The sequence below is a fragment of the Candidatus Arsenophonus triatominarum genome (genome assembly GCF_001640365.1).
In the GTDB taxonomy this organism is placed as follows: domain Bacteria; phylum Pseudomonadota; class Gammaproteobacteria; order Enterobacterales; family Enterobacteriaceae; genus Arsenophonus; species Arsenophonus triatominarum.
In genome coordinates, this window is the sequence record NZ_LWMI01000054.1 from 1 (window position 1) to 22,713 (window position 22,713).

A 22,713-nucleotide genomic window follows, 5' to 3' on the forward strand; every position below is an offset into this window, starting at 1 on the left:
CTCTGACGGGCGCTTCTTCAATCATCCTATCCACATTCTCAAACGCCGGAATGAAAATAGGCTTTTCCCCTTTTCTTTTCAATTTTGGAATTGGACTGACACACAACATTTCGCATTGCTGTTCAGCAGCAAATAGGGCAGAATGCAGATGTTTAAGCGTATTTTCCGGTAAAAACCGTTAAATTCACTCGGGCGAATATTCAACGCCATTTTTGCTTGCACGTTTCGTAAATCGAAAACAAGGCATGTTTAATCGTATCGAGCGAACTTTGCCGTAAATGCCCCGTTTCACACTGAAAGACCTTTTTCCCCACATAAAACTGAATCAACTTGCGAAGATGCCAATCTCGGCATTGCTCTTTTTCTTTTGCCATCATCGCCAAAAATCGCTCAGATTCGCTCAGAAAAAGAAAATGGCAAGCAGCTTCCCGCGTTTTAAAGCTTTTATGAAATCGTCCTGCTGGATTTTCGTAATGCACACGAAAACCCTCGCTATCATGGCGAGTTTTGACTTGTTTAATTGAACTCATTTGCGATTATCGCTTTGTTGTTAACCTGGCCACAATTTTTGCTTGATTAAGACAATCTTCTATCATCTTGCCTCTTCTACTAGCTGGCTGTTTGCGATAATAGCGGATGGCTTCACGGGTGGCTAAGCTGGCGACAGAGGTAGAAAAGCCCAGCTTGATTAACTCGGCCTTAACATTGGCTTCGATGAATTGCTCAGGAGTCATCCTTCTAACCTCATGCTTCCACCAATTAAATCAAGGGGGATTTGAGATAACTCCATTACTGTTTTTTCAGCTTTTTTAAGAATGGGTAAATCATCTTGACGCTTACGTAATCGACGACCAGCATCCGAAGAGTCTTTATCAGACTCTTTTCTGGCTGTAGCAACAATATTTTGTAATTGCTCAATAGTAAAAGCTAATCCTTTATTTTCTTCCAACTCCGTCATGTAGTCATAGATTTTAGCCTGTAACTCATAGCTGTAACTCATTGCCATTAGACAGGCTTCACGTTTTGGAAATCGGTAAATTTTTCGAATAGACTGGGCACCGTTTCCAGTGGTGAAAATATCATCAGCTAAAAATTTAGCAGATGTTTCTCCAAGAACTTTGGGTACTTTTGCCATAAAATTATTGTGCTGTAACTTGCGATATTTTTTGCAAGGAAACGTTAATCTCTCTGCTTCCGCTTTTGATTTCCGCTCCGCATTAATATAGTCCACCATTTCCAGACTGGTCATTGTTGGCATTTCTGTTACTAAAAAATTGTCATTTTTAGTTGTTACTAATTTCATCGTACTTTTCCTTATAGAAAATCGAACCTGCGCGCACAGAACAGCCGCCCACAGAAAAGCACCATTTTAAACGGCGTTCTTCAGGCTCGACTTTCTATAAGGTTCTGTGTTTTATTGATGCGCGTGCGTGGCGCTGAGATTGTTAAGATTTGAACGTGCCAATGACCGATTCAGTGACACTGTGTTTTGATGTACTGCTGTAGATATTCCGTCTGCTTTTCGTTCTCAGCTATCATCGCTCTGAGACGGAAATAATCTTCTCGAGCTGCTTACTAAGTTGTGGGGTGGCTTCATTATGTCGGCTCTGGGTGGTAGCGGTTTTGGGTATTGGACACACGGCATTGACGTGCAACTGCTTAGTGCCAGCACGAACAGCATCATTGAGCTTAGCAATTTCAGCTTTGGCATTATTTAATTTCTCCGTGTGTTGAATATCGAGTTGGTGCAAAGAATCAATCTTTTGCTGCTGTAATTTCACGGCTTCAATTTGTGCGCGATATTGCTGTTTTAATGTTTGGTAGTTTGCCTGATGGTTTGATAACGGGAGTTGATAAAAATAAGTGAGAGAATTAACCTGCAATAATCACTCCGATAAATGAGTAAGGTCGCCATAACATATTACGCTCTCAATTTCCCGACGGGTAATTAGCCCTTTCCAGACTTCGCCTTTCACATAAACCCACCGCTTCATCTCATCACATGCCCCTTTTCGGTCATTGTTGTTGAGCTTTTTGAGCAAGGTCGATTTGGCAAAATTACCCACGCCCACGTTATAAGCAAATGAGTAAAGGGCTGCCTGTGTTAGCGTGTTGATATTGACCTTAATCAACGGGTCAACATAACGTTTAACGGCTTTTAAATCGTCATTAAGCCACTTATCGCAGTCTTCTTGCGTGTACATCCGGTTACGCACAATATCCTTGCCTGTATGACCATAACAAACAGAGAGTACACCACCTCCATCGAAGTAAGGTTTAAATTTTAATCCTTCAAAATGCGTTATCATCGTTGAGGCTAAAAACAACGCACTACCGCCCGTTGCCATCAATATTTTTTTCGGTATCTTCATACTGACGTTCCTTGAGTCTGTACTCCTTTTTGCGGTAGTACACGTTGATAAAAAATGTCCCTATCGTGCAGACAATACCCATCACAGCTACCCACTGCTCAAGGGTAAAAAAAATCAAAAATCGTTGTCATGACTCCCCCGAGGGTGGTCATGATGCCCCACAGATAGGCGGCAGGTGTTGAGTATTTTTCAGACATGCGCATATACCCTCGTTGTTGAGGGTTCCATTGCTTTGAATTGATTGGATTTGAGTAGTGAAACTCAGTGATTTAAAACTTTTTTTCGTTATTGAATTTTACGGCGGTAGCTTGACCAATTGAAATTTAACCAAAGCCCATTGCTCATCATCATTCTATCGATGACTCTATCGCCCAAAAATTGCCGAATTTGTTCACTGTTCAAGTTCGTGAGCATGCCAAGCGGTTTTTTGTGTGAAGTCCGCTTATCAACCATCTGATTTACAATAATCTTCGTATTCTCGCTATGCTGATACTGAATACCGATTTCGTCCAAGATCAACAAATCAACTTTGCAAAGTTCATCTAGCAATTGTTGTTCTGTCAATGTCGTATTTTTTTCGTAGGTTGCTCGAAAACGCATCATCAAATCCGCAATGGTAATACACAATACGGATCGCCCTTTGCTCATGAGATAATGCCCTATCGCTGCTGCAAGATGATTTTTGCCTGTTCCGCATCCACCGCTAAAAACAAATCCGCCAAATCCCACTCCAAAATTCTTTGCAAAGGCGACGGATTGGTTCAACGCATTTTTCTGACCGGCGTTGAAAACGCGATAATTTTCAAATCGGCAATGTGCATGCAACGGGGCGATACCCGAGCGCCCAAACAAGTTTTCTATCCGGCGTTGCTTGCGAAAAATAGCGTCTTGCAAACTGGCTTCTTCGGATATTTTTTGCATTCTTGCCAAATGTTCTTCCCAGCTACAGGCAATTGGCTTGATATTGGGCGGCATGATTTTTTGCAATCGTTGAATAATATTCATAGTTTTTTCGCAAAAAACAGATTAACCGTTAATCACCACAAAACCTTCGGGATTACTTGGGCGTGTTGTGATCTCGTTGATGAGACTATTTCGCTGATATTTTTTTTGCTCAATCCACGAAACCTCAAAGCCTTGCCAGTTTCTAAGCATGCATTCAGCCAGCACGTTATCGGTGGAATATCCTAGTTCATTGGCTTCGTTGACTGCTGTCGCCAGTCGGTTCAGGGCGGTTTGTGTCAGTGGCGCTTTTTTGTTTTTGCGGTGTTGAAGATAATCATCCCAAACTGATTCACTGGGTTTCTGCTCAAACAGGGACAAATTCAGTTCAGATTTTTTCGTGATGATCTTAGTTTTGGGTAGCGAAATACCTCCCGCAACTACCAAAACACCATCTTGCAGATAGTCTTCTGCTGTGGAAGATTTCCGCAGTAAGATTATCCCTGATTTCAGACAGGCTAGTTTAGCGAAAGATTTTTCTCTGGGAGAGCTTGCGTCGATTTCAATGCCACATTGGTTGCCGTGCTTGTCACTCACCAGCAAATCAACTCTGCCAGAACGACAATCACCCCGTTCCTGTACTCGAAACTCCCTGTTGCACTCGAAACCAAGTCCGATAATTTTTTGCTCAACGGCTCGATGTAGCTCATCGGCAGACTTGTCGACAAACTCCTGAAATTCACCACGCAGCGAATCCGCCAAAATTAGCTTCAAGTCAAAATTTTGAGAAGGAAGGGTTAGGGATGGTTTATATATTTCTGTAATCTTTGTAGTAATCTCTTGATCAAACGAACTCGATAATGTCGATTCCCCGAACTCGACAATGTCTACTTCGGGAGCTCCATTTTCTCCATCTCGCGAAACTCCCTTTTTTGAGTTGGCGAAATTATCCAGAATTTCATTAAGCTTACCTTCATCAATTTTGTAATATGTTTTATGTTCAAGCCGTTTTTCTGTAACGAGTAAAACTCCAATTGCGACTAATTTTTTTATTGCTGTTCGTTGTTCGTCATGTGTCAATCCGGTTTCTTCTTCAAGATCATCTCGAGTTTTGTAAACTCCTAATTCAGAATTAGCTTTGTCCTGCCAGTAAAATATTTGGGAAAAAAGAATTGCTGCGGTTAATCCACCAAGAGGTTTGGCTAAATTTGGATAATACGCATGTGGATTACCTATCAATCGTAATGTAGCGGCACTTTTCACTCAATCACTCCCGTTATTGAATTTTTGAGAACGATTTCATATAAAAATGAGAAAATCATCATATGAAAAAACGTGTGATTTCCCTGGGGGGGTTAAAGTAGATTTGAAGAAAAATAATTTTTAATTATAAAAATAGGCGTCAATGCGCGCTCTTTGTTCGATGATTTTTTGTTTTTGTTGTTTTTTGCGGTAATTCATAAACAGATTGGCATAAACCACAATCTGTCGTTGAAAATTCTGTAATTGCTGGCGTGGATTTTCGTGTCGCCAAAACGCTTTTTTGAGTTCTTGATTAAATTCACGTTCAGCGTCTTTCTTGGCAAGAAATTCAATTTTCCTGATTTCTCGCCTGATTTTTGCATTACTCTTACTTTCTTTAAAAATAATTTCTTGGGGCATTTTCCCTCCTGAGCGCTATATTTTGATGTTTCTGAATTTCAGATGATAACAACCCCGTAAAAACGAAGAGTTAAATACGATTTCCACAAATCGAATGAATGTGGATAACCGTGTTATTGAATAAAAAACACCAAAACAGAACACACAAAAACGGCATTCTGTCCTCTGCGACTCGCAGAGAGGAAAACCCCAAATTGTATAAAGAGCAAATGCTGTGCAAAAGACAGCTAAAAATAGATTTTACAATTGTAAGTCTAAAATTAAATTTGTCAAATAGTTGATCAAATTCAATAACTTAAATAAAAAATAAACTGATCAAAATCAATAAGTTACGATTAAAAAATAATCGTATTTTTTAAGGTTGGATGATTGAATTTTTCAGCGATAATTTAGCAATTTTTTGTTGCGTATATTTTTGCTCCGCTTTCGCCTATCAAACTTCCATTTCCACCTTCAACATCAAAGTGGTAAATCAGCCCTTTTTCGGTGAATTCTCGCTTTTTCAATTTCACGATTTTCAAGGTTTCGTCGTTGTGAAAAACGGACATACCTGCTTGTAACCGCCGAAAGGTTGTTCTGTATTTGTTAGCTTGAATCATGATAAATTCCCCTTGTTTTCGAGCGAAAAGAACTAGAAATATCAGAACAATTCTTATTGTTTATAAAAAAGGGAATATGCTCCGTTGTTGCTACATATTCCCTTTGGGTGTTTACTTGATTTCCAACTCGTGTCTGGAAATCAGAAAAATAAAAAAACAAATATAGTTATTATTGTAGTTCCCTAGTGTTGGCCAACTGGCCTATGAAATCTGTTTGCAAAAGCCCCTTTTCTCGGGGTTTTTCATTATAAAAATCCGGTTATTTTTATTTGTAATATCTAAAACGTACTCGTACATCAGCATTCCCTCATCCAAACAAGAGAAACAAAAATCTAGGCGCCAGATTTGGAATTGAGATCGGGTGGCAGACTGAATGGGGTTAGTACTACCGGACAAAGTGAACGGCGAGCCTTTCGGCTCCCCCATCCAGCCCACCATAGAAAGTGGCGTAGGAAGTGTGCCGGCCATAATACTTCATGCCGGTCTTGATTTCATCACGGGGCACTGCGCTATCGATGATGGGCATCTTAAACCACTTTGTAGATTTCCTTTCCATACTTGGCATTATTTTCCCACCAATAACTGGTGTCATGCTGGTTGATTACTAGATTTTGAAAACGAGCAGGAAAATTCTAGACGAAACTAGAGAAAAACGGATATTACCTTCTGATTCAGATACTCCTTTAATTGGCTGGTCTGCTATTTTTGCTTGTATTGCTGGCACACTTGTCGGCGTATTCTTCAACTTCGGCATCCCCTCGTTGAATTCTATTCTGATGGCTGGAGTGACTTATTGGGTGTTTATGAAGTTGACACGCTGTCAAAAAATGTATGGTAATTAGAATAACTTACTTAGAATTCCTAAAAGAATTCATCTAGAACTCCTAAAAGAATTCATATGGATACCATAACAAATTCAAAGATGATCTCTGGTTTTAGTAAACTATTCGAGGATCTATACATGCCAGTTATTACTTTTGTTTCCCCAAAAGGGGGGGGGCAGGAAAAAGTACTTCATCTCTAATATTAGCTACACAAATTGCTAGCAGAGTAACAGTTACTGTTATCGATGCTGACCCAAATCACCCTATAAAATCATGGGCGTCAGGAGGAAATGCTCCTAAAAATATGACTATCATCTCAGATGTAACAGATAAAACCATTGGGGAAACGATAGAAGCAGCAGCAACAAAGACACCATTTGTAATTGTTGATCTAGAAGGCACAGCGTCGACCATCGTTGCATACGCTATTGCAGAATCCGACTTTATTGTTGTACCAACACAAGGCTCACAACTTGATGCAGAACAGGCAAGTCGAGCTTTTGCGTTGATAAGGGCACATGAACGTGGAATCCAGAAACATAAACCTGATTACAAATTGCCTTATGCTGTTTTATTCACACGCACGTCTGCTGCAATTCAGAGTAGAGATACCAGGCATATCCGAAAGAGTTTCGAGGCTGAAGATATTCCATTTTTTGAAACAGAATTGAATGAAAGAGCAGCGTTTAAAGCTATGTTTTCATATCGTCAAACACTTGAATCACTTTCACACAATGATGTCTCTAATGTTGATAAAGCAATTAATAACGCAGAATCTTTCACTCGGGAATTAATAGCAAAAATAAACACACATAATCAATAAACTAAACAATAGTGTAAGGTTATATAATGAGTCGAGTAGATCCACTAGAAAACTTAAAAAAGTTCGAACCTAAAACTATCGATGAACAAAAAAAAAGACAAAATAATCTAGAAATCGAGAAGTTGGCAAACCAACATGGTTTTGTAGGACGAAATTCAATACCTTTTCCTAACCACATTGATCGTGCTAAAAGGCGTTTCAAAACAGGACGTAATGTTCAAATCAATATTAAGGGGGATATAGATACTAAAAATGAGTTATATCGTATTGCTGATTATATAGATCAACCATTAGGTGAAACTCTTAAACGAGCATTAGCTGCTCTGCAACGTGAATTGCAAAAATAAAATTTTAACCAACTTTCGGGGTTGGCTTTTTCTATTTCTGAAACCTGAAAACTCAAAAGTTGCTATAACGCATTGTGGGCGACGATAAATTTTTAGACGTACGAATTTACGTTTTTATCGAGAAAATCTCTCATAATTGATTACAGGACGTTTTAGATGGTGTTCTGACTCTTCTTTCTGTCTTCCTTTAGCACTTCAATGAAGACTTGCTCGAATTCGTCATTTTTGGGTAGGTCTTGATTGAGGATATATTTTCTGACGAAAAAATCGGGTTCAATGCCTAATCGTCTTGAGGCTTCAAAACCTCGCTTGACCCAATCCAGCGGCAAAGTGTGCTCATGGGCTAATTCCTCTGCCCAATGCCAATCAAACTGTTTGATTTCATCTTCACACAGAATATGAATTGAACTTGCGTCATAGGTCATGAATTACTTCACCGCATCTTTGAGATTTTGACCTGCTTTAAAACTCGGTACATTTGCAGCAGCAATTTTAAGTGGTTCGCCTGTTTTTGGGTTTCGTCCTTCCCTAGCTGCTCGTTGCTTAACCTGAAAACTACCAAAGCCAATGAGTTGTACGTCATTGCCGGATTTCAAAGATTCTGTCACAGATTCTATGAAAGCGTTAATCGACTTCTCTGCGTCTTTCTTGCTCAAACCTGATTTCGCTGCAACTTTACTGATGAGTTCTGTTTTGTTCATGTTGTGCCTGAATTAATGGATACGTTAATTTTGTGATGCTAGCCGTGATAATCAGAGAGTGCAATATTTCAAAGTTAATTAATTCAAAAAAATCTTTTTAATTAAAGCTTCTACGCTCGCCGCAAGTCTGCGTCCGAGCGTAGCGAGTGAGCAGACGAGGAAGCGGAATATCATTATTAGTAACAAAGAAATAGGGTCACTCAGTATTAACATATTTTTCGGTTGAAGGATTTGTTGCAAGAAAAAGTTATCCACAGAAAAACCTTGCGCGCGCGTAGTTATATTTAGTTATGTATAAGTTAAAAGAGTTAAAAGAAAAGAAATGGGCAATAACTTATTGGTTTATCTTTGTTTTTTTTTACTTAAGGTCGGTAAATCCCGATAGTTGGTCGGTAAATCCCGATAGTTGGTCGGTAAATCCCGATAGTTGGTCGGTAAATCCCGATAGTTGATGTATGTTATCCACAGCATTATTTAACCTGAGTTCGGGATAAGCGGTAGTTATGAGAAAATAAAAATAGCTCATTTATCAATAAAAACCTTTTAAAATTAATGAAATGATAAAAAAAGTAAAGATTTTTAGTAATGGTGGGTTAAAAAACAACCTATTCTCTCTTCTAAAATCATGAAAAAAATCAAAATCAAGCACATATTTTATGTAAAATTTTTTAATTAATTATTTGAATATATAATAAAAAAATTAAATTCCTTATCCCGAACTCAGGTTATTTAATTTTTTATTTGATTTTTAGTCGGTAAATCCCGATAGTTGGTCGGTAAATCCCGAATGATGGGTCGGTAAATCCCGAATGATGGGTCGGTAAATCCCGAAAAAATGAACTCACTGAGTGCTTGTATCACTTAGTGAGTTCTAACCAACAATCCTAATGACGTAGGAGAGAGGCTATGACTGATCTTACAAAGAAAAAGAGAAAATACAACTTGAATACATTGCGTCCTAGTAAACATAAACAATTAGAGTTTTTTATTGCCGATGAGGTTGATGTTTCAACTTTTCGCGATGAAATGGCAAGTATGGAACACCCTTTTTTTGCCCTAAAAGGTGGCGATACCAAAGTCAGGGAATATAAAAATGGCAACGTGATTGTCACGGTTAGGCCAGCTGCTGAAATTGGATTAGCCACAATTTTTGATAAAGATATTTGGATTTATGCCATATCGAAATTACAAGAGGCAATTAATAACGGTAAACCTATTAGCCGTATTATCATCTTTACCCCGTATGATTTTTTTGTAACGACTAACAGAGATAAAGGGGGTAAATCTTATAAAGAATTAGAAAAAGCATTGGACAGGCTTTCGGGTACTCGTATTACTACTAATATTGTTTATTCGGAAGACAAACAAGAAAGTATTGGCTTTGGATTAATTGACAGTTGGAGAATTTTAGAAGAAAAAAAAGGAAAACTTGATATCGGTATGGTTGAAGTGACTTTACCAGACTGGCTTTATCAGGCTATTACTAAAACTAAGGTGTTACAAATTAGTCCTGATTATTTTCGTATACGGAAAGCTATCGATAGACGATTATATGAAATTGCTCGTAAGCACTGTGGTAGTCAACATGAATTTACAATTTTTTTAGAGAACCTTTTAAAAAAAACAGGTAGTTCAACTGCATTAAAATATTTTAGATCTGAAATAAAAAAACTTTCTATATCTAATGATCTTCCTGATTATGAAATTCTGTTTGATCCGACGACAGACAAAGTTACATTCAAAAATCGCAATCAAAATACTCCACAAGCAGAAGCTTCACGTAAGAGAGAAAAAGGTAAACGGGAAGTCCATAAAATCAAAAAAAATCTACTGAAAAAGTAGTTTTATTTTAATTGATAACTAAAGATATCTTATGATATAATTTGATAATTAATTATATTAATTGATACTTGTGGTTATCTGGAGTTATCTTATGCCTACTTATGCCTTCATAAGTCCTAAAGGAGGTGTTGGAAAAACTACATCTTCACTTATATTTGCGACACAACTTGCTAAAAGAGGAGTTGGTGTTTCTATTATCGATGCTGACCCCAATTATCCCATCCAAAAATGGGCTACAGGTGGTTATTGTCCTGAAAATGTTCATGTAATTTCTAATATTACAGAAAATAATATAGCTTTAAATATTCGCGAGGCAGCAGCTATAGACCCTATTGTGATCGTTGATCTTGAAGGTACTGCAGCTAAAATTGTGATTCATGCACTTCAGGAAGCAGATTTCGTTATTATTCCAATGCAAGGATCACTGCTTGATGCTGAACAGGCTGGTAGAGCGATAACCTTAGTAAAAGATCAAGAGCAGGCTGTTAGAAGACATGTTAAAAATTACATACTTCCTTTTTCAATACTGTTAACACGTACACCGCCTGCGTATCAAACACGAAATATGGCAAGTCTTAGAAAAAGTTTGTCTGATAAAGGAATTCCAGTTTTTGATACAGTATTAACTGAAAGAGAAGCTTTTCGTTCAATGTTTTTTTTCCAAAAGCCTTTAGATAAATTAAATTCGTCTGAAGCGCCAGGAATAGATAAAGCCATCGAGAATGCCGATGCATTTGCAGCAGAATTAATTTCAAAATTATCGCCGGAGGGCTAGAAATGCCGGACTTAACAAAGCGAGTTGATGCGTTTGCAAATTTAAATAAGTTTAAACCTAAGACAGTGCCAAATCCTAAAGCAAATAACGATGATATAGAAAAAATATCTATAGATAATGGATTTCCTTCACGTGAACCTCAAGAACCAAAGCTACAAAAGCGTGCAAGATTTAATTCAGGTGAAAAAAAAAGACAGTTGAATATAAAAGTAAAAGAAAGTAGCTTTCAGCGATTTTATGATTTGGCGGAAAAGCGAGGGATTCGTGTTCTTGGTGATCTTTTTGATCAAGCGCTAGCAGCACTTGAGAAAGAAACTATTGATAATACAGGTAAAATAGATTAAATATGTTGTGAAAGTTGATTTAACAGCTGTTCAGTCTATTTGAAAGTAAAAAATCAACTAAAAAATTTATGCGCTGACTGAAAGGAGCGTTAATCCTGCCAGTCAGCTAATCCAAAACCTACCGAAGATAGGAGTCAGACTATGCGAAATAGTACGCATATTGCACGCATAATGAAAGCGTGCAACATATCAATCGAGCAGCTTTTGAGCTTTGCTCACACATCAAAATATCTCACCAATCGGCAACGTGCCCGAATTCTCCAGCGAGTTGGGGGTGCGGCATGAAATACTTCAAAGCAACTATCATCACTAACGTTGACCACGAGAAGGGTAAGACAACAAATTTCATCTATCTTGCGTCTGAAACGAAAATAGCTGCCAAGAAATTGGCCTCTCAACATATCTTTGAGACTGACGGCGCAAACTGCTGTTTTTACAAATCGCCCAGATTGGAAGAAATTAGTATTTTGTGATTTTCGCGTGACTGTGTTCCCTTTAATTTCCGGTTATCTTCCGCTTCCTCGCCCGTTCGCTCGCGTTGCTCGGTCACTTGGCTGTGGCGAGCGGTGGGTGTTTTAATTTTAAGGATTTTTTGGATTATTTTTTAATTTTCTTTCTAAGTTTAGCTTGCGAGCACCGAACAGTGTCGATGAGGAAGCGGTGTTTAATTAAAGCTAAGGAGTAGCCTTGAACTTCCTTTAAAACACAGATTAAGAATAAATTTTCAAATAATCATTATTTTTATTTATTTATCAATACCTTGAGTTGTTTATATTGATATGATTTCTGATAAAACTTGATATGATTTCTGATAAAACTTGATATGATTAATCATATTTTTATTTATCTTTTGTTGACTTAATGTATTTTTTGATATAAGTTAATCATATCAAATAAACTCATATTATGGTATCAAATGAAAACTAGTAAACGCGTAAAATTAATAGGTCATAAAACATTGGTTGATCGTGATACAGGTGAAGAGATTCCAATGCAAATGAATTTAGTTGAAGATCGTGATTTTAATTTTCATAAAGTTTGGCTACAACATTTAATCCATTCGTTTGATGAAATAGTTAACCAAAAATTAAAATTAGCTTTTTGGATTATAGAAAATCTTAATAAAGAAAATCAGCTTGTAATGACACAACGCAAAATTGCAGAGATGAGCGGAATAAGCTATCAGACTGTGAGTAGAACAATTCGCCTTCTCGCCGAAGGATCACCCCCTTTTTTACAAAGAATAAATGCAGGTGCATACAGAATTAATCCAGATATTTTATTTAAGGGAAGTCATTCCAATAGAATGGGTATTTGTTATGAATATATAAAAACAAAAGAAGAGAAAACAAGAAAAAAAGAAAATTCCCCAATAGTTAATCCTGAAAGTAAATAATCGCTGATTATAGGAGTTGCTATCTCCAATAACCAGCTAATCCAAACCCTAGAATGATTAGGAGTCGGACTATGAGAAATAGTACCTTCCGTGTGCGCGTAATTGAAGCGCAAAATCAAATCATCGAGTTATTCGCTCGAACCTCACGCAATTTAACCCGTCGTCAGCGTGCACTAATTCTCAATAAAGTTGGGGGTGCGGCATGAAATACTTCAAAGCAACCATCATCACTAACGTTGACCACGAGAAGGGTAAGACAACAAATTTCATCTATCTTTCCTCTGAGACGAAAATAGCTGCCAAGAAATTGGCCTCTCAATATATCTTTGAGACTGACGGCGCAAACTGCTGTTTTTACAAATCGCCCAGATTGGAAGAAATTAGTATTTTGTGATTTTCGCGTGACTGTGTTCCCTTTAATTTCCGGTTATCTTCCGCTTCCTCGCCCGTTCGCTCGCGTTGCTCGGTCACTTGGCTGTGGCGAGCGGTGGGCGTTAAATTTTAAAAAGATTTTTTGGTTTTTTTTTAAAGAAAATCCGGTTTTTCCTTAACTCAGTCCGCTCACCGCAGGAGACGTTGAGGCGGAGCGCAGCTTGCGAGCACCGAACACCGTCGACGAGGAAGCGGAAGATCATCTTGAAATATAAAGTAAGCCTGAAACTCCGTGGTGAAAGACATAAGAAACGGGTAATTTTACTATGTTGTTTTTAAATGATTTTTTTATTCATATGTATCATGTGGTGAGACAGTTATGCATCATACCATGAGGTATAAAAATAATATCGTGATTATTGCTTGTAATTTATGAAACATGGTGTATCATAAATTAATAGATTTCTTCACAGGTGATTCGCATATGTCGCAAATACTAGCTGAGCGAAAAAATCCGCCTTTTATACAGCTTGCGGAGTCTAACATTAATGCTGTTAGGGCGTTGGTTCAGAGTAACCCAGTTGCCGCCGAAATTTTTTTATTTTTAAGTCAGTTTATGAACAGAAAAAACGCTGTAGTTTGCTCCTCTAAAGTTTTAGAGGAAGTAACAAAAAAAAGTAGAGCTACAGTATCTAGAGCTATAAGTGTTTTGAAAAATGATGGTTTTGTTAATGTTCTAAAATCTGGTCAAACAAATGTTTATATACTCAATCCACATGTCGTATGGAAGTCGTGGAGAACAAATAAAGCGTATTGCAAATTTGAGGGACCCATTTTACTTTCAAAAAGTGAAAATGAAAAAATTACAAAAGAAATGCTTCAATCAATAAATATTGATGAGTAATCGCTGATAGCAAGAGTTTTCCCCTCTTACTACCAGCTAACCCTAAACCTAGTATGAATAGGAGTAAGGCTAATGAAAAAGTCTACCTTCCGTGTGCTTGTCTGTGAAGCACCGAATCAAATAATAGAGTTATTCGCTCGAACCTCACGCAATTTAACCCGTCGTCAGCGTGCCCGAATTCTCCAGCGAGTTGGGGATGCGGCATGAAATACTTCAAAGCAACCATCATCACTAACGTTGACCACGAGAAGGGTAAGACAACAAATTTCATCTATCTTTCCTCTGAGATGAAAATAGCTGCCAAGAAATTGGCTTCTCAACATATCTTTGAGACTGACGGCGCAAATTGCTGTTTTCACAAATCGCCCAGATTGGAAGAAATTAGTATTTTGTGATTTTCGCGTGACTGTGTTCGCTTTAATTTCCGGTTATCTTCCGCTTCCTCGCCCGTTCGCTCGCGTTGCTCGGTCACTTGGCTGTGGCGAGCGGTGGGTGTTTTAATTTTAAGGATTTTTTGGATTATTTATTAATTTTCTTTCTAAGTTTAGCTTGCGAGCACCGAACAGCGGCGACGAGGAAGCGGAAGTTAGTTTGTAGCTATTGAGTTGTCTGCATCGTACGGAAAAAAACACAATTATAATATAAGATAAGAGCAATTTTGGTATTTAATATTAAATATCATATAGTTAATTAATTTTATTTTACTCTATTTGAGTATAAGTATTCTTTATATCAAGTAAAAGTGTTAATCATATAAAGTAAATGTATTACTTATATTAAGTAGAACTATTACTTATTTTACTTGAATTATCATATTATCTTTACTCAAAAAAAAGTAATATTATACTTGACATTTATTATTTTATTACTTAAATTTGAGTAATAAAATGAGTTTTTGGAGAGTAAAGGGTTGTCTAAAACTGTATTTAGAAGCGAAAAAAGTATAGTTGATACAGAAACTGGAGAGATAAAACGTCTTGAATCTATCAATACGGTTCGTCTTCCAGAAGAACCTCCGTATGTAAAACTATATCTAGACGATTTAGTTCGTATAAATGATCTTCCAAAGAGCACATCTAAAATACTTTATCAATTTGTTAGAAAAATGAATTATGACGGTCAAATTATTTTGAACGCTGCTGTTAAAAGAATGATTGCATCATTAATTAATGTAAAAGAGCAATCTATTTCAAACTCAATAACTTGTCTTATACAAAAAGATATTATGCAGCGAATAGATACAGGTATTTATGTACTTAATCCCACTTTGTTTGCAAAAGGGGCATGGGGAGATGTACGTAAATTAAGAGAAAAATATCTTGAATTAAAAGTTACTTATACTCCAGAAGGAAAAAGAATTTTAGCATCAAACTTAAAAGATTCAATTTAAATTAACACTGACTACAGGAAGGTCTAAGTTCCCGTAGCCAGCTAACCCTAAACCTAGGTTAAGTAGGAGTAAGGCTAATGAAAAAGTCTACCTTCCGCGTGCGCGTAATTGAAGCGCAAAATCAAATCATCGAGTTATTCGTTCGAACCTCACGCAATTTAACCCGTCGTCAGCGTGCCCGAATTCTCCAGCGAGTTGGGGGTGCGGCATGAAATACTTCAAAGCAACCATCATCACTAACGTTGACCACGAGAAGGGTAAGACAACAAATTTCATCTATCTTTCCTCTGAGACGAAAATAGCTGCCAAGAAATTGGCCTCTCAATATATCTTTGAGACTGACGGCGCAAACTGCTGTTTTTACAAATCGCCCAGATTGGAAGAAATTAGCGTTGAAGAGTATCTCGCTAATACCGAAAAACAGACGGATATTATCGAAAAACAGGGCATAGACCAGTTTTGCGCTTTACTCACGATATTTGGGGTTCAGGAAGAATACGACGAAGGCGAGATTCGCGATGCGGAGGATTTGTTGGCCAATCCATCAGAAGAGCCAGAGATTTTTGAGCAATATACCAATCTTCGTGAATTGTTGTCTGTGAAAATACAGGAAGCAGACAAAACTATCTCTTTAAGCGAAATCAAGGAAATAGCGATTCATCTTTTTGAGTGTGGAAAAAATAATGAGTTATCCACTAAATCTGTCGTTATGTCTGTGGAAAACGTGGGAGAAGCGGAAAAAAGCGAGGCGAATATAGTACCTGAAGAATTGGTTAATAATTACACAGAAGGGCAACAATTAATTAACTCAAAAGTCACAAACATAGACGACAACTCTATCTTCTCTGCTTTTCCTCCCGTTAACGGAAAAATCATGAGCGGTGAAAATATCACGCTTGAGATGTTGAACGGCTGTGTGGATGCGTTGAAACCCACAGAGAACTTGATTGTTCGCCGTTTGTCAAATAGCACCTATCACGCGGCAAACGGTTATTCGAGTACGCAAATTAGGTTGGTGCAAAAGGCAGAGACAATAGCTGTGCTGGATTGGGACAAGGACGCACCCGTTCAGGAAGGAAAAACAAGAGCGTTTTTGATTGGTGATGCGGTACATACGGCTATTCTTGAGCCGGAGAAATTTCCGCTAAGATATGTTTCTGCACCTGAGCTGGATTTGCGTACAAAGGATGGCAAAAAAAACGCTATCCGATTTTGAGAAAAAAATCTAACATTGGCAAGGGTTGTTTTAAAAAAGGAGGAATTTGAGGCAATCCAATTGATGCGTGATTCTGCGCTGGCTTACCCAATGGTTGAAGAGCTACTCGAAAACGGCGAACCAGAGGTTTCAATTTTCTATCGCACGGAAAAGGGGACGCTATTGAAAATTCGTCCTGATTTGTTGGGAATCTATTCAGATAAGCCTTTCTTGTTGGATGTGAAAACGACTGACAATTTTCAAGGTTTTGGGAAATCTGTTGATGAGTTTGGTTATCACATACAAGCGGAATTTTACCGTCTGATTGCTAATCAGGTATTTGGTCAAGCGATAGCTTTCACTTTCTGTGCAATTGGCAAAAACCCAGCTTATGGGCGTTTTCCTGTGAAACTTTGTGAACCCGACGACGAAGATAGCGAGCAGGGCGTATACGAAGTAAATCGTGTGATTGATATGCTAGAAAGCGTCATAGAAACCTACCCAATAGTCAAAATATCCCGTCCTTTCTGGGCAAAACAGGCGGATAGAAAACGCAGAGAAGCTTTGATGATGGAAGAGGGTGTAGCATGAATACCGGACTGGAAACCATGAACAACGTCTATGCCAATTTGCAATCGGTCATTACGCAGCAAGGCATAGCAGCCCTGTTACCTGCTCAGGTTACGCCTGAGCAGTTCACCCGAACCGCCGCAACCGCATTGATTGAAAATGCGGATTTGCAAAAAGCCGATAAGCAATCACTGGTGCTGGCCTTAACCCGTTGCGCCAAAGACGGACTTATGCCTGACGGACGAGAAGCTGCTCTGATTGTCCGTAGTACCAAAGTCAATAATCAATTTGTGAAAAAAGCCGTCTACATGCCGATGGTGGACGGTGTTATGAAACGTGCCCGTCAATCCGGTCAGGTAGCCAATATCATTGCAAAGGTTGTCTATTCACAAGATGAGTTTGAATATGTGATTGATGAAAACGGCGAGCATTTAACCCACCGTCCAGCGTTTTTTGATGGTGATGAGGTAGTAAAAGTCTATGCCTTCGCCAAACTCAATAGCGGTGAACTGGTTGTTGAAGTGATGAGTCGCGCTGACGTGGAAAAGATACGCGATACAGTGAAAAGCGCAAAAGACTACACAAGCCCTTGGGTGAAGTGGTTCGACAGAATGGCACTCAAGACAGTGATTCATCGCCTCGCTAGACGGCTTCCTTGCGCCTCTGAACTATTTTCGATGTTTGGGGTATACGAAGATGCAAATTCAACAGAAAAACCGCTCAGAATGGCTCCTACTTCGTTTAAACGGCTATCGATGAGGGATATTATCCGTGAGCGAAACGAAAAACTACGTCAAAAAGAAGAAACGGCGACAGATGTACAACCAGCAACTAATCCAAAATTGGACGCCGTATTAATCGCCCTCGACGATGCCACCGACGAAAAAAACCTTGCTGAAATCGTTGAGCATTGTACCCTGTTGTCCGCTGAGTTGTCTGAGGACGAAAAAATACAGCTTCGTGAAAAGATTAAGACTAGCAAAAAGCGGTTAATTCCAACCAACAAAGATAGCAATGTTTGGATGGCAAGACTGGCAAACGGTACGGGTGACGCTTGGCGATTTCGAGATGGTGAAATAGTCCACGGATTTTTCGAGGCTGAGAAAAAAGCCAAAGAGGTGGGCGCAGTATTGGAAAAACCGAGTCCTTACCGATTTAGTCCGAGTCATTAAAGTAAAAATGCCCCTGAGGTAAATAGGGGCGTTATTGCTAAAGCTGGATTATGATGTCTTAAATGTAATGATTAATATAGCGGGTTTGTTTGCCATAATTCAATCTGACGCGAGCAATTATTGAAGATATCCGATGAGTAAAAAATTCACCCCAACGCCCCATGATGCGGTATTTAAGCAGTTTTTAAGTGAAAAAGAGACCGCTAAAGATTTCTTTGATATCTGGCTACCGGATGAGATTAAGGCACTGTGTGACTTAGATAGCCTCAAAGTGGAATCTGGCTCATTTGTTGATAGTGAGATGAAAAACTACCAGAGTGATATCCTGTATTCTGTCAAAACAGAAAAGGGACAAGGTTATCTCTATCTGCTGATTGAACACCAATCAACCCCTGACAAGCTCATGGCATGGCGACTCATGCGCTACAGTATGGCTGCCATGCAAAAGCATTTAGAGGCTGGTCATAAAGAGTTGCCGCTGGTTTTTCCCATCCTGTTTTATTGCGGTGAGAAAAGCCCTCATCCGTATAGTACAGACTGGCTAGACTGCTTTAGTGGCAGAGATATTGCCGAAAAGATATACACCAAACCGTTTAAGCTAGTCGATGTCACCACGCTTGATGACGGTGAGATTATGCAACATAAGCGAATGGCGTTATTGGAGCTTATCCAAAAACACATTCGAAGACGGGATATGGCCGAGCTACTGAATAGTATTGTTAAACTGTTGTCGTATAATTATTATACTGATAATCAAGTTATTACTATGTTTAACTATCTAATCCAAGAAGGCAATGCTGAGCAACCAGCAAAGTTAATCAAAGAGATAGCCAGACAGACAGAGAAACATGAGGGGGCATTGATGAATATTGCACAAGGTATACGAGAAGAAGGCATACAACAAGGCATACAACAAGGTATGCAACAAGGCATACAACAAGGCATACAACAAGGTATGCAACAAGGCATACAACAAGGTATGCAACAAGGCATACAACAAGGTATGCAACAAGGCATACAACAAGGTATGCAACAAGGGAAAGTTGAGGGCGAAAAACAGGCTTCCATGAAGATAGCGCGCCAAATGCTCGAAAGTGGCATGGATAGACAATCGGTGATGAAATTTACGAGCTTAAATGATACTGAAATGAGCAACCTGTTTAAAGATTAAACCATGACAGAACGCCAAAATTTAAGCCTTAATCGTCCTAGAAAGCTTTCATCGGAAGAACATCACAAAAGTGACCTTGCTTACCGTAAAAAGGTCTGGGTAAAGGCTGCGTCAAAAAAACAGAAAAAAAACCTCATCCTTCGAAAGCCGTAAAACAGCAGCCCAAGCAGACGGTTGTTAAACCCAAACAGGAAGTGAAGGTTAAAACACCTAAATCACCCACACCGTCTAAAAAGCGATTACCGTTAAATGAGGCAATTTCACAAATTAGCACGTTTTGGCCTTATCTTTTCCCTGATGGCAAGCTGTGCCCAATGAAAATTGGCATCCAGCAGGATATGTGGCAAGAGGTGAAGGAAAAGGGCTTACCGATAGCGAGAAGGCGTTTAAGAGCCTGTTTGGGTAGTGTTGGTCATCACGCCGATTATCGCGCACTTATCCAGTTAGGCGCATTTCGTTATGACAAATCCGGTCAGATAGTTGGCGAGGTCACCCAAGCGGATGTTGAGGATAATTTGCAACGTTTAGCACGGCGAAATAAATCAACCAATTCTTTTCTGTCATGCTGATTTGGCGTTGGAAAGCTACTCAATCCGGTTTTTTCGGCCAGTCAATATCGGGTGCAGTTGAAACATCCGTACGGTTCACAAAAACCCGATATTTTTTCCAGGCTATCAGTCGTTTTTTCTCGTCTTCGGTGGCCATTTCTAAATCGACTGCATCTTGAAGGGGTGCAATTTCACGAGTGGCATCATATAATTTTTGTTGTTTGATGCCTTCTAATTTTTGTCTTTCTGCTAATTTTTCAGCTTCTGCATCCTTGACCCACTTTTCACCATCCCAAACATCATATTCGCTTTGAGGGGCTAATGATGTTAAATATTCCGGTACCTTACCTAATTTTTCAAGGGTGACAGATTGACGGCTTTTCGTATCAAACAAAACCAAACCGCGATGATCTTCCTGATATTCCCATTCCTGATTTTGTTCATTAAAAACAACAGCGAAACCTTCCTTTTTGTCAATTGGTTTTTTCTCAGTATGAAAAGGCAGTATGTCATGAGTTTCATCCGTGTAAGCATCGCAAGGACCCAGCAACTCATGTGTATCACTCGTGTAGGTATAGGCTTTAAAAATTCTAAACATTTTTGATTCCTTAACTGATTCTGTACCAGCCCATTAGCGTAATAAAAGCATTCGTTATATTAATTTCGCTACTACTTCCCGTCTTTCCCGTTGTACCTGAAACAGAATGGGTGTGTGCACCGATAGTAACAGTATGTGAGTGGTTCCCCGCTTGTGATGTATTTTGAGCCCTTGGTTTCCATTGATTAGGATTACCGTCATCGCCTCTTGCATTCCATGGGTCACGTACAACGCCTGCAAAATTATGTGCATGATTACCCGTTGCATTCGTATTTTTAGTACCATAATCATAGCTACTGGTTGTTGCTGAAAAAGTGTGCCCGTGAGCGGGTAATTGGGCTTCTGTCAGCTTAATAGCATCAGCGCCTCCGGTAGTGAATACATTAGAACCATCTGCTTTTGCTAAACGAATGGTTTTATTTTCACCAATGTATTGCCATTTTGTATTTGGAAATAAGGTATTGGGATTTTTATTTTGAGCAAACCAGACAACAATCCCTACCGGATAAATTCCGTCAATACTTACGGTTTTCGCCAAGTCATAAGCGGCTTTGACGGCTTTGGGTGTGGCGGCCAGCGTTTCATCATTGCTGTCAGTGGCGCTACTTAACCGTGTGAGACCGTGTTGAGTGAGCGACGCAACGAGGATAGCAAAAATAATCTGTGAACCATCGCAACGGATAACATTTCTGCCACTGGGCAGTACAACACCAGTCCCTGACAGGGGTTTACAGGTCAGGGTGAAATTCCCCTGACAGTGATTGGTGACAGTCCAGTTTCTTATCCATGGCGGGAAAATTACGGTGGTATCAGCAATAAGATTGCCACTGAAGACCAGTTCTTCTTTTGCGGCCTGTAAGGTAGTCAAGGTTATCGTGCCGGTTTCCAGTCCGGTTATACTGGTGATGCCGTAACTATTCACGGGTACCCACCCTGTTGCGGAGGCATCCAACACTTCCGGATTGGTCGTATTCCCGTCTATTGTATTTAGCCAAAAACCGTCATTCGTGGAATTGGGCACTTTCGCCCCCGCCGGATAACCACCAATCGCCGTGGCAAAATCGGCATCAAAAGGGTAACCCGCGCCCGCATTATGCCAACGATAGCCGGTGTATAGTTCGTTAAGTGCCTGATTCATGTCACGGCCATCAGGGGCAAGCCGCCTGCGGCTTTAATCGTCATGGTAATGGGGGGAAAACCGGCATCATAAGAAGCCTGATTACTGCCGGTTGGCGTTTTCGCCGTTAAATCACGCCGTGAACCATTCGCCCCAAAGGGCACCGGTTTACGAGCGGGCAAGTCTGTTTTTTTCATAAAATACTCCAAAAAATTCTACTGGATGATTAACGTCCCGCCGTAAAAAACGTCCCCTCATTAAACGGATAGGCATCCTCGGCAAAGCCAAAGTAGGGGCGACGACCTGATTGATATTCATCAGTACCCCAGAAGGTAACGGGGTGACCTCGCTGTTTCTCAATACTGACAATTCAAAGGGTTCTAGGGGAAAGGCGGTGGTAATACCAATAGTCATGTCACGATAATTCACACAAACGCCTCGCCACGTTCCTTAAACAGAAAACGTAAGAAGCGATTGATTTCAGGAATAGTCGCAATACTGATGTTAGAAAACGCCTTGCTGAGTATCAGGCTTCGATAAGCGTTGTCCGCTAGCCGGATTTTTCTGGTTTTCCTGCACACCCCGCGTAATAAGGGGCATCACTGAACGGGGTGGGATAATCCGCTTTTCCTTCGTCTGCCTGCGCAAACCCAAACGCGCTGTTATCGACTTCCGCCGTGATGTAACGTGAAATGTTGACGATTTCCCCCACATATCCAGACCAAAGCGGTTGCAGGTGGTGATATCCCACACTTCATCAAGAAACCGGTCAGTAAAATCCTCCAGACTCACCGCCTGCTCGAATGTTGCGATGACAGACAGCAATTTCTGGCTGGCACTGTACTGGTTTAGCACCGTTTTTTGCCAACTCATTTTAACTCCACGTGAATGTTATCGGCTTGCAAAACGGGACTTGCGCCACGCCTGGTGTTAACGCAGACAGCCAGTTTTTGCCGTCTTGGATATCATTACTGATACGACACTCACGCGAATAAGGCTCAATTCGCAATAATCGGCGCGTAAGTATTTACCCACATTCAGGGTTGCCC

Annotated in this window: 35 protein-coding genes and 1 pseudogene; 16 read left to right on the plus strand and 20 right to left on the minus strand. The window is 39.6% G+C overall.

Annotation, left to right across the window (positions count from 1 at the left end; genetic code table 11):
- Positions 1–200: 200 nt before the first annotated feature.
- The 11 genes and pseudogenes from AYJ55_RS21745 to AYJ55_RS21785 all read right to left on the minus strand — a co-directional run bounded on the left by AYJ55_RS21745 (position 201) and on the right by AYJ55_RS21785 (position 5,575).
- Positions 201–530, minus strand: a complete 330-nt coding sequence (locus AYJ55_RS21745) for a hypothetical protein (RefSeq protein WP_063657904.1) — start codon at positions 528–530, stop codon at positions 201–203.
- A gap of 6 nt (positions 531–536) precedes the next feature.
- On the minus strand, positions 537–734 hold the full coding sequence (locus AYJ55_RS21750) for a hypothetical protein (protein ID WP_063657645.1): 198 nt from the start codon (positions 732–734) through the stop codon (positions 537–539).
- Positions 731–1,303 (minus strand): hypothetical protein, encoded by a 573-nt coding sequence (locus AYJ55_RS21755; protein WP_063657676.1) that lies wholly within the window; start codon positions 1,301–1,303, stop codon positions 731–733. The genes AYJ55_RS21750 and AYJ55_RS21755 overlap by 4 nt, the downstream gene beginning before the upstream one ends.
- 170 nt (positions 1,304–1,473) lie before the next feature.
- A pseudogene (locus AYJ55_RS33970) lies at positions 1,474–1,781 on the minus strand (lysis protein).
- A gap of 105 nt (positions 1,782–1,886) precedes the next feature.
- Positions 1,887–2,372 (minus strand): lysozyme, encoded by a 486-nt coding sequence (locus AYJ55_RS21765; protein ID WP_063657599.1) that lies wholly within the window; start codon positions 2,370–2,372, stop codon positions 1,887–1,889.
- Entirely contained in the window at positions 2,332–2,490 is a 159-nt protein-coding gene (locus AYJ55_RS27325; protein WP_245677522.1) for an HP1 family phage holin, read from the minus strand. The genes AYJ55_RS21765 and AYJ55_RS27325 overlap by 41 nt, the downstream gene beginning before the upstream one ends.
- The gene (locus AYJ55_RS33975) at positions 2,471–2,569 is read right to left on the minus strand and encodes a phage holin family protein (protein WP_245677523.1); all 99 of its coding nucleotides are present in this window, start codon (positions 2,567–2,569) and stop codon (positions 2,471–2,473) included. The genes AYJ55_RS27325 and AYJ55_RS33975 overlap by 20 nt, the downstream gene beginning before the upstream one ends.
- A gap of 88 nt (positions 2,570–2,657) precedes the next feature.
- Positions 2,658–3,293 carry an ATP-binding protein gene (locus AYJ55_RS21770; RefSeq protein WP_162505763.1) on the minus strand — a complete coding sequence of 212 codons (636 nt, stop codon included), beginning with the start codon at positions 3,291–3,293 and terminating at the stop codon, positions 2,658–2,660.
- 105 nt (positions 3,294–3,398) lie between these two features.
- On the minus strand, positions 3,399–4,553 hold the full coding sequence (locus AYJ55_RS21775) for a hypothetical protein (protein ID WP_187153333.1): 1,155 nt from the start codon (positions 4,551–4,553) through the stop codon (positions 3,399–3,401).
- Between the two features lie 144 nt (positions 4,554–4,697).
- Positions 4,698–4,976: a hypothetical protein gene (locus AYJ55_RS21780; protein ID WP_063657620.1), complete on the minus strand. Its 279-nt coding sequence runs from the start codon at positions 4,974–4,976 to the stop codon at positions 4,698–4,700.
- A gap of 389 nt (positions 4,977–5,365) precedes the next feature.
- On the minus strand, positions 5,366–5,575 hold the full coding sequence (locus tag AYJ55_RS21785) for a hypothetical protein (RefSeq protein WP_063657722.1): 210 nt from the start codon (positions 5,573–5,575) through the stop codon (positions 5,366–5,368).
- Positions 5,576–6,532: 957 nt separating this feature from the next.
- On the opposite strand from AYJ55_RS21785, the gene AYJ55_RS21800 reads away from it, so the two are divergent.
- A complete protein-coding gene (locus tag AYJ55_RS21800; protein ID WP_281181203.1) occupies positions 6,533–7,222 on the plus strand; it encodes a ParA family protein in 690 nt (229 codons plus the stop codon).
- 26 nt (positions 7,223–7,248) lie between these two features.
- Positions 7,249–7,569 carry a hypothetical protein gene (locus tag AYJ55_RS21805; RefSeq protein ID WP_063657724.1) on the plus strand — a complete coding sequence of 107 codons (321 nt, stop codon included), beginning with the start codon at positions 7,249–7,251 and terminating at the stop codon, positions 7,567–7,569.
- Between the two features lie 152 nt (positions 7,570–7,721).
- Here AYJ55_RS21805 and AYJ55_RS21810 read toward each other — a convergent pair whose 3' ends face one another.
- From AYJ55_RS21810 to AYJ55_RS34925, 3 genes are all read right to left on the minus strand, one after another.
- Complete coding sequence (locus tag AYJ55_RS21810) at positions 7,722–7,994, minus strand: hypothetical protein (protein ID WP_063657725.1); 273 nt, start codon at positions 7,992–7,994, stop codon at positions 7,722–7,724.
- A gap of 3 nt (positions 7,995–7,997) precedes the next feature.
- Positions 7,998–8,270 carry an HU family DNA-binding protein gene (locus AYJ55_RS21815; protein ID WP_063657613.1) on the minus strand — a complete coding sequence of 91 codons (273 nt, stop codon included), beginning with the start codon at positions 8,268–8,270 and terminating at the stop codon, positions 7,998–8,000.
- A gap of 342 nt (positions 8,271–8,612) precedes the next feature.
- On the minus strand, positions 8,613–8,741 hold the full coding sequence (locus tag AYJ55_RS34925; protein WP_281181210.1) for a hypothetical protein: 129 nt from the start codon (positions 8,739–8,741) through the stop codon (positions 8,613–8,615).
- 435 nt (positions 8,742–9,176) lie between these two features.
- On the opposite strand from AYJ55_RS34925, the gene AYJ55_RS21820 reads away from it, so the two are divergent.
- The 14 genes from AYJ55_RS21820 (at position 9,177) to AYJ55_RS21885 (ending at position 19,970) form a co-directional block, all read left to right on the plus strand.
- A complete protein-coding gene (locus tag AYJ55_RS21820; protein ID WP_063657908.1) occupies positions 9,177–10,112 on the plus strand; it encodes a replication initiator protein A in 936 nt (311 codons plus the stop codon).
- A gap of 91 nt (positions 10,113–10,203) precedes the next feature.
- Positions 10,204–10,887, plus strand: coding sequence for a ParA family protein (locus AYJ55_RS21825; protein WP_063657809.1), 684 nt, complete (start codon positions 10,204–10,206; stop codon positions 10,885–10,887).
- A gap of 2 nt (positions 10,888–10,889) precedes the next feature.
- Complete coding sequence (locus AYJ55_RS21830) at positions 10,890–11,231, plus strand: hypothetical protein (protein ID WP_063657810.1); 342 nt, start codon at positions 10,890–10,892, stop codon at positions 11,229–11,231.
- Between the two features lie 281 nt (positions 11,232–11,512).
- Positions 11,513–11,704, plus strand: coding sequence for a hypothetical protein (locus tag AYJ55_RS21835; RefSeq protein ID WP_063657703.1), 192 nt, complete (start codon positions 11,513–11,515; stop codon positions 11,702–11,704).
- Between the two features lie 443 nt (positions 11,705–12,147).
- Positions 12,148–12,627 carry a replication/maintenance protein RepL gene (locus AYJ55_RS21840; protein ID WP_063657702.1) on the plus strand — a complete coding sequence of 160 codons (480 nt, stop codon included), beginning with the start codon at positions 12,148–12,150 and terminating at the stop codon, positions 12,625–12,627.
- A gap of 202 nt (positions 12,628–12,829) precedes the next feature.
- A complete protein-coding gene (locus tag AYJ55_RS21845) occupies positions 12,830–13,021 on the plus strand; it encodes a hypothetical protein (protein WP_063657758.1) in 192 nt (63 codons plus the stop codon).
- 462 nt (positions 13,022–13,483) lie between these two features.
- Complete coding sequence (locus AYJ55_RS21850; protein WP_063657759.1) at positions 13,484–13,903, plus strand: helix-turn-helix domain-containing protein; 420 nt, start codon at positions 13,484–13,486, stop codon at positions 13,901–13,903.
- A 203-nt stretch (positions 13,904–14,106) separates the two neighbouring features.
- Positions 14,107–14,298 (plus strand): hypothetical protein, encoded by a 192-nt coding sequence (locus tag AYJ55_RS21855; protein WP_063657610.1) that lies wholly within the window; start codon positions 14,107–14,109, stop codon positions 14,296–14,298.
- Positions 14,299–14,813: 515 nt separating this feature from the next.
- Entirely contained in the window at positions 14,814–15,293 is a 480-nt protein-coding gene (locus tag AYJ55_RS21860) for a replication/maintenance protein RepL (protein WP_063657609.1), read from the plus strand.
- A gap of 208 nt (positions 15,294–15,501) precedes the next feature.
- Positions 15,502–16,509: a hypothetical protein gene (locus AYJ55_RS21865; RefSeq protein ID WP_063657910.1), complete on the plus strand. Its 1,008-nt coding sequence runs from the start codon at positions 15,502–15,504 to the stop codon at positions 16,507–16,509.
- A 15-nt stretch (positions 16,510–16,524) separates the two neighbouring features.
- Positions 16,525–17,079 carry a PD-(D/E)XK nuclease-like domain-containing protein gene (locus AYJ55_RS21870; protein WP_074168169.1) on the plus strand — a complete coding sequence of 185 codons (555 nt, stop codon included), beginning with the start codon at positions 16,525–16,527 and terminating at the stop codon, positions 17,077–17,079.
- Positions 17,076–18,230, plus strand: a complete 1,155-nt coding sequence (locus AYJ55_RS21875) for a recombinase RecT (RefSeq protein ID WP_063657606.1) — start codon at positions 17,076–17,078, stop codon at positions 18,228–18,230. The genes AYJ55_RS21870 and AYJ55_RS21875 overlap by 4 nt, the downstream gene beginning before the upstream one ends.
- Positions 18,231–18,363: 133 nt before the next feature.
- Positions 18,364–19,401, plus strand: coding sequence for an Rpn family recombination-promoting nuclease/putative transposase (locus AYJ55_RS21880; protein ID WP_063657589.1), 1,038 nt, complete (start codon positions 18,364–18,366; stop codon positions 19,399–19,401).
- Between the two features lie 194 nt (positions 19,402–19,595).
- Positions 19,596–19,970, plus strand: coding sequence for a ProQ/FINO family protein (locus AYJ55_RS21885; RefSeq protein WP_063657588.1), 375 nt, complete (start codon positions 19,596–19,598; stop codon positions 19,968–19,970).
- Positions 19,971–19,989: 19 nt separating this feature from the next.
- Here AYJ55_RS21885 and AYJ55_RS21890 read toward each other — a convergent pair whose 3' ends face one another.
- The 6 genes from AYJ55_RS21890 to AYJ55_RS36500 are packed head-to-tail and all read right to left on the minus strand — an operon-like array spanning position 19,990 to position 22,537.
- On the minus strand, positions 19,990–20,547 hold the full coding sequence (locus AYJ55_RS21890; protein WP_063657587.1) for a tail fiber assembly protein: 558 nt from the start codon (positions 20,545–20,547) through the stop codon (positions 19,990–19,992).
- A 10-nt stretch (positions 20,548–20,557) separates the two neighbouring features.
- On the minus strand, positions 20,558–21,685 hold the full coding sequence (locus tag AYJ55_RS30045) for a phage tail protein (RefSeq protein WP_162505816.1): 1,128 nt from the start codon (positions 21,683–21,685) through the stop codon (positions 20,558–20,560).
- Positions 21,682–21,861, minus strand: coding sequence for a hypothetical protein (locus AYJ55_RS21900; RefSeq protein ID WP_063657912.1), 180 nt, complete (start codon positions 21,859–21,861; stop codon positions 21,682–21,684). Before AYJ55_RS21900 ends, AYJ55_RS30045 begins: the two co-directional genes overlap by 4 nt.
- Positions 21,833–22,093 carry a hypothetical protein gene (locus AYJ55_RS33980; RefSeq protein WP_245677524.1) on the minus strand — a complete coding sequence of 87 codons (261 nt, stop codon included), beginning with the start codon at positions 22,091–22,093 and terminating at the stop codon, positions 21,833–21,835. The genes AYJ55_RS21900 and AYJ55_RS33980 overlap by 29 nt, the downstream gene beginning before the upstream one ends.
- A complete protein-coding gene (locus AYJ55_RS34930) occupies positions 22,090–22,224 on the minus strand; it encodes a baseplate wedge 1 family protein (protein WP_425393837.1) in 135 nt (44 codons plus the stop codon). The genes AYJ55_RS33980 and AYJ55_RS34930 overlap by 4 nt, the downstream gene beginning before the upstream one ends.
- Positions 22,169–22,537, minus strand: a complete 369-nt coding sequence (locus tag AYJ55_RS36500) for a baseplate wedge 1 family protein (RefSeq protein WP_425393836.1) — start codon at positions 22,535–22,537, stop codon at positions 22,169–22,171. The genes AYJ55_RS34930 and AYJ55_RS36500 overlap by 56 nt, the downstream gene beginning before the upstream one ends.
- Positions 22,538–22,713: the final 176 nt, after the last annotated feature.

Coding starts and splice junctions, on each gene's coding strand:
- AYJ55_RS21745 (WP_063657904.1), bottom strand. CDS start 530: ATGAGTTCAATTAAACAAGTCAAAACTCGCCATGATAGCGAGGGTTTT.
- AYJ55_RS21750 (WP_063657645.1), bottom strand. CDS start 734: ATGACTCCTGAGCAATTCATCGAAGCCAATGTTAAGGCCGAGTTAATC.
- AYJ55_RS21755 (WP_063657676.1), bottom strand. CDS start 1,303: ATGAAATTAGTAACAACTAAAAATGACAATTTTTTAGTAACAGAAATG.
- AYJ55_RS21765 (WP_063657599.1), bottom strand. CDS start 2,372: ATGAAGATACCGAAAAAAATATTGATGGCAACGGGCGGTAGTGCGTTG.
- AYJ55_RS33975 (WP_245677523.1), bottom strand. CDS start 2,569: ATGTCTGAAAAATACTCAACACCTGCCGCCTATCTGTGGGGCATCATG.
- AYJ55_RS21770 (WP_162505763.1), bottom strand. CDS start 3,293: ATGCAAAAAATATCCGAAGAAGCCAGTTTGCAAGACGCTATTTTTCGC.
- AYJ55_RS21780 (WP_063657620.1), bottom strand. CDS start 4,976: ATGCCCCAAGAAATTATTTTTAAAGAAAGTAAGAGTAATGCAAAAATC.
- AYJ55_RS21785 (WP_063657722.1), bottom strand. CDS start 5,575: ATGATTCAAGCTAACAAATACAGAACAACCTTTCGGCGGTTACAAGCA.
- AYJ55_RS21805 (WP_063657724.1), top strand. CDS start 7,249: ATGAGTCGAGTAGATCCACTAGAAAACTTAAAAAAGTTCGAACCTAAA.
- AYJ55_RS21810 (WP_063657725.1), bottom strand. CDS start 7,994: ATGACCTATGACGCAAGTTCAATTCATATTCTGTGTGAAGATGAAATC.
- AYJ55_RS21815 (WP_063657613.1), bottom strand. CDS start 8,270: ATGAACAAAACAGAACTCATCAGTAAAGTTGCAGCGAAATCAGGTTTG.
- AYJ55_RS34925 (WP_281181210.1), bottom strand. CDS start 8,741: ATGCTGTGGATAACATACATCAACTATCGGGATTTACCGACCAACTAT.
- AYJ55_RS21820 (WP_063657908.1), top strand. CDS start 9,177: ATGACTGATCTTACAAAGAAAAAGAGAAAATACAACTTGAATACATTG.
- AYJ55_RS21825 (WP_063657809.1), top strand. CDS start 10,204: ATGCCTACTTATGCCTTCATAAGTCCTAAAGGAGGTGTTGGAAAAACT.
- AYJ55_RS21830 (WP_063657810.1), top strand. CDS start 10,890: ATGCCGGACTTAACAAAGCGAGTTGATGCGTTTGCAAATTTAAATAAG.
- AYJ55_RS21835 (WP_063657703.1), top strand. CDS start 11,513: ATGAAATACTTCAAAGCAACTATCATCACTAACGTTGACCACGAGAAG.
- AYJ55_RS21840 (WP_063657702.1), top strand. CDS start 12,148: ATGAAAACTAGTAAACGCGTAAAATTAATAGGTCATAAAACATTGGTT.
- AYJ55_RS21845 (WP_063657758.1), top strand. CDS start 12,830: ATGAAATACTTCAAAGCAACCATCATCACTAACGTTGACCACGAGAAG.
- AYJ55_RS21850 (WP_063657759.1), top strand. CDS start 13,484: ATGTCGCAAATACTAGCTGAGCGAAAAAATCCGCCTTTTATACAGCTT.
- AYJ55_RS21855 (WP_063657610.1), top strand. CDS start 14,107: ATGAAATACTTCAAAGCAACCATCATCACTAACGTTGACCACGAGAAG.
- AYJ55_RS21865 (WP_063657910.1), top strand. CDS start 15,502: ATGAAATACTTCAAAGCAACCATCATCACTAACGTTGACCACGAGAAG.
- AYJ55_RS21875 (WP_063657606.1), top strand. CDS start 17,076: ATGAATACCGGACTGGAAACCATGAACAACGTCTATGCCAATTTGCAA.
- AYJ55_RS21880 (WP_063657589.1), top strand. CDS start 18,364: ATGAGTAAAAAATTCACCCCAACGCCCCATGATGCGGTATTTAAGCAG.
- AYJ55_RS21890 (WP_063657587.1), bottom strand. CDS start 20,547: ATGTTTAGAATTTTTAAAGCCTATACCTACACGAGTGATACACATGAG.
- AYJ55_RS30045 (WP_162505816.1), bottom strand. CDS start 21,685: ATGAATCAGGCACTTAACGAACTATACACCGGCTATCGTTGGCATAAT.
- AYJ55_RS21900 (WP_063657912.1), bottom strand. CDS start 21,861: ATGAAAAAAACAGACTTGCCCGCTCGTAAACCGGTGCCCTTTGGGGCG.
- AYJ55_RS36500 (WP_425393836.1), bottom strand. CDS start 22,537: ATGAGTTGGCAAAAAACGGTGCTAAACCAGTACAGTGCCAGCCAGAAA.